Genomic DNA, 4,035 nt, shown 5'->3' with positions numbered 1-4,035 from the left:
CTGGACCCGACAGGAAAGGGCCAACGCCGCTGGACCATGCGCTGGAAAGCACCCTTGAACGCCTTCCAGATCGCCTTCGAAGGCCGCCTCACCCCCCCCACCACCAACCACTAACCCTCAACAACCAAGATCAGCTGTTGACTGGACACACCCGTGCGTCCAGGGCGCCCGCGTCCCGGGCGGCCCGCCACCCCTTGATGTGTGAGTCGTACAAGCGCTCGCGCCGCGGCGCGGTGCCCTTCTCACCCTTGGGGTGGCGTCGTATTGGGCCACGATCCGCAGCTTGTACTCGGGGGAAGGCTGACAAGGCGAATCGGGGCGTTTCACGCCACGCTGTCACAGAGGGACGCGACCTGATCCGCAACGCACTCAAGCTCGCCGGACACGTCAACGCCGCCGCCAGACGCCGAGCCCATGCCGAACGCCACCGTGTCCTCGCGCTCTATGGCATCGTGTGACCAACCGGGCATGCGAGGTAAACGCCGGGGTCCTGGCTATGCCTTCACCTCAATCTCCAGCTCTTCGGAGTAGGTGTCGTTGCCGTTGATGGTCTGCACAGCTCTTAAAGTGCGCTTACCCTTCTGAATGCCTCTCGCTCTGCCCGCCCACTTGTTTTCTGAATCCACTTCAAGCTCTTCTGTAATTGAGGCCCAACCCGGATGGTGATCAACCTTATTCTCTACCGTTACAGTCCCCTGCCCAAATACGCCTGTTCCTGAGACGTCGAAGTCCTGCCATTTAGTCACCCTGGTAGGTCGGGTGAGGGTCACCAAAGGGTCTGGATTCTCGCGCTGAACGGTGACCGTGACGGGGTCGGAGACCGCCCACTGGGCGTCCTCGCCCATTTGGCAGGCATACAGGACGTATCGGGTGCCGGGTGTCAGGTTTTCCTTTGGCACGGTCACCGTCCAGGCCCCGTCAGTAGAGGGGGCCTGCGAGCCGAGCAGGGCCCCGTCCGGCGACGGGTGACCCGAGCGGATCTCAACCGTGAGATACGTATCCGGCGTTACCGTTCCCGACAGCGTCCCCGACCACTGGTTGGGATCTTTGGGCGGCGTGATTACCGGCTTGCCTAGCACCGTCACTGAACAGGACGCCTCGGCCGACCACGGACCATCGTCTCGGGTTCGTTGTTCCGCGGTGAGCTTGTGCTCGCCCGCACCCGCAGGGGATTCCAGGGAGAGAGACCATGAACGGTCCGAGGCTCGAACGGCGTGGCCCAGATCGTGACCGTCCAGCCTGACCTGAACCGTCGCGTCCTGCTCTGCTGTCCCGGACACCGTCGCGAGGGCACCGCCCAGCACTGCGCGATCGGCCGGTCTCCCGATCGCCGGAGGTTTGGGCTTTGGCTCGGCCTGGGCGGTGAGGCGGACTTTCCGGGGGGTGGGGGCCGGGGTGAGGCGGGTGAAGGAGAGCAGGGGGGTGGTCACGGTGAAGCTGAGGAAGGGCCGCAGGGGGGTCCCCAGTGCACTCCACAGTTCGGTCAGGACCCGGTCCTCGGTGGTGGGGGTGGCGACGGTCAGGTGGGCCTGGCGGTCTAGGGCGGTGATTTCGGGGGGGAAATTCACCGGCAGGAGGGTGGTCTTGGAGGCTTCGGTGTGCAGGGCAGCGAGCACCTCGTGCTCTTCGAGGGGAGAGTTAGCCCAGGTGGTCGCCATGTAGGACAAGCGGGCGTAGCGGGGTGGGTCGTGTTCGATGGGCTTGCCGGTGCTGGGATCAGCCGAGCGGATGGTCCCGCTGGTGCGGCGGGTTAGGTCCTCGCGTACGTCGTACAGGTACAGCCCGACCATGATCTTGCAGGCTTGGGGGGCCGTGTTCTCGGCAGGGGCTTTGAAGTCCACGTCGATTTGGGAGGGGGAAAACTCCGCCTTCTCTAGGATTCCGGTGACGAGTTCCTTCAGGGCTTTGTCTACGAGATGGAACATGAGTTGAGCCTCTTTCGTGCGCCCAGCGAAGCAGGAGGTGGCACCGTGACGTAGCAGTGTTGTGATCGCTGGAGATCGCCGTCTCCTTGATCATCGGGTCCGCCGTCTGTTGGGCACTCACCGCCCGGTTAGAGTCCGGGGAAGGTTTCGGGCAGGAGGTCTTGGGCGATGAAATGCCGTTTGTGGGTGGTGGCTTGGGTCAGGGGGCGAGTCCGGCGTTGGAGAAGGACAGCCAGTTCTCTGTGACGGGGTGTCCCGTGCCGCGGATGTGGCTCGGTTCCGGAGCGTCGATCTTCTCGTACTTGCCGCCGTAGAAGACATATCGGGGTTTGGACCCGGGAACGCCGATCGTTGCACGGACCTTGTCGATTCGCAGGGTTCCGCTCTTCGAGGAGTTTTCTTCGGCCCTTGTCAGGTCTCCTGACGGGTCCACGGTGATGTACTTGTACTTCTTGCCGGAGAAAACCACGAAGTCCGCGGACTTGCTGCGGCCCTGGGGGGAGCACTGCTCGACGCGCGAGGTGACGTTCATAACGGCGTCGACGTGGTCGAAGTCCTTGAACGCCGGGATGTTGCTGATGTTGGTGGGGCTTCCCTTGTGGCCGAGGACGACATTGTCCCCATCGGTCCGGGCATTGACGGTGGCGTACTTGCTGCCGCTGAAGACGAAGTACGGGTAGTCCTGGTCTTTGCTGGGGCTGCAGTTGAAGGTGGCGACAGTGTCGAGAGTGAAGAACTTGGTCCCTGCCGTGAGCACGGTCACCGGTCGGCTGCCGGCTAGGGCGATGTCCGTGGTGCCGTTCATGCGGATGGTGGCGTACCGGTCTTTGGTGAAGACTCCCAGCACGTCGGCTGATCCCGGGAGGGGTGCTGTCGCGAGTACTTCGGTGGGGAGCTTGAACTGCCGCTTTTCCTCACTGCCGTTCGCAGCGCCGATGACGTAGCCTAGTTGTCCGGGTGTCGCCACGGCTGGGTATTGGGCGTGCATGGTCTGCATCAGCTGGTCCATTAGTCCCCCCTTGACGGGCTTCTGCCGGAACTCTAGTGACGTGCCGGTTCCCTTGGTCATGACCCTGTTCCAGGCCTTGCCGGCGAACTCGGTGCAGTTCTCCTGCCAGGTGTACTCCTGCTTCTTGTCCGTCTCCTCCTTGGCGATCGTTGTCAGTTCCTGGGATTGCAGTTGGGTGACGGGCTGGCAGATTCTTGCTTTGTGATCGCGGGATGGCGAGTCGGACGATGGGTTGTTGATCTCGAACGCCTGCTTGCCGGGTCCGTTGGCGTGGTAGCCGTACGTGGTGGGCTTCTTCCCGTCGTTGGGGAAGTAGGCTAGCCAGGAGTGCCCGAATGAGCCGCTGCCGAACTCGGCTGCCGCTTCGTTGAGCAGGGCTTGGATTGCCTTCTGTTGGTCGCCGTACTTCTGTACCAAGAAGGCCATGACGGCCTGCAGGTTGTTGGTCTGGACGATGTTCTCGGAGACTTTCATACGCTTGGTGAGGAGGTCTTTCAGTTCCGCTTCCAGGTCATTCGGGGTAGTTCGCCGGGAGTACATACAGAGTTTCCCGACGTAGGAGTTATCTGAGTGGACACTGGCCCGCCGCGGAGGTGCGGCGGTTGCGGCGTAGGCTCCTGTGGGCAACAGAGATGCGGCGGTGACGGCCAGAGAGGTGGCTGTTGCGGCAAGTCTGGCTCGTTGAGGGGTAGTTGACACAGTGCCACTTCCAGGGTTAGTAGGGCTTTGTTAGGTCTTGTGGTGTGGTTCGAGCAATGCTCATGACCTGTCGGTCGGCCTCGGGCTGGACGTGAAGGGCGGCGTACGTTTCCGAGTGATCGACTTCTGGTCATCGAGCAGGCCGGCGTTCCACCGTCGGTTGGGAAGGCGCGCCCGTGCTGAGCGGAGTGAATGCCGATGGAACGGCCGAGGCCGGCTTCCTGATCAGTGACATGGTCCGCGAGGGTGTGCGGCGGATGCTGGTTGTCGCCTTGGAGGCTGAAGTCAACGCCTGCATAGCTGGGTTGGCTGACCAGTGAGACGAGTACGGGCGTCGTCTGGTGGTCCGTATCGGCTGTCACCAGTCCGCTCGGTGACCACTGCGGCCGGGATGGTCGAGGA

General features: G+C 62.8%; 3 protein-coding genes. 1 reads left to right on the top strand and 2 read right to left on the bottom strand.

Going from position 1 to position 4,035, the window contains the following annotated elements; genetic code table 11:
* Positions 1-494: 494 nt before the first annotated feature.
* Together ACFVFQ_RS38395 and ACFVFQ_RS38390 are read right to left on the bottom strand one after the other, a co-directional pair.
* The gene (locus ACFVFQ_RS38395) at positions 495-1,925 is read right to left on the bottom strand and encodes a DUF4255 domain-containing protein (protein ID WP_383425336.1); all 1,431 of its coding nucleotides are present in this window, start codon (positions 1,923-1,925) and stop codon (positions 495-497) included.
* 199 nt (positions 1,926-2,124) lie between these two features.
* Complete coding sequence (locus ACFVFQ_RS38390) at positions 2,125-3,474, bottom strand: hypothetical protein (RefSeq protein ID WP_383425334.1); 1,350 nt, start codon at positions 3,472-3,474, stop codon at positions 2,125-2,127.
* A 335-nt stretch (positions 3,475-3,809) separates the two neighbouring features.
* Here ACFVFQ_RS38390 and ACFVFQ_RS38385 point away from each other — a divergent pair, with 335 nt between their 5' ends.
* Positions 3,810-3,953, top strand: a complete 144-nt coding sequence (locus tag ACFVFQ_RS38385) for a hypothetical protein (RefSeq protein ID WP_383425332.1) — start codon at positions 3,810-3,812, stop codon at positions 3,951-3,953.
* The last annotated feature ends 82 nt before the right edge of the window (positions 3,954-4,035 follow it).

The sequence above is a fragment of the Streptomyces sp. NPDC057743 genome (assembly GCF_042798755.1).
Taxonomy (GTDB): Bacteria; Actinomycetota; Actinomycetes; order Streptomycetales; family Streptomycetaceae; genus Streptomyces.
Note: the sequence above shows the minus strand (reverse complement) of the source record. Positions and strands in the feature narration are given on the sequence as shown.

What these genes read in the sequence shown, in the direction of transcription:
- ACFVFQ_RS38390 (WP_383425334.1), bottom strand. Translation starts at nt 3,474, where the DNA reads ATGTACTCCCGGCGAACTACCCCGAATGACCTGGAAGCGGAACTGAAA.
- ACFVFQ_RS38395 (WP_383425336.1), bottom strand. Translation starts at nt 1,925, where the DNA reads ATGTTCCATCTCGTAGACAAAGCCCTGAAGGAACTCGTCACCGGAATC.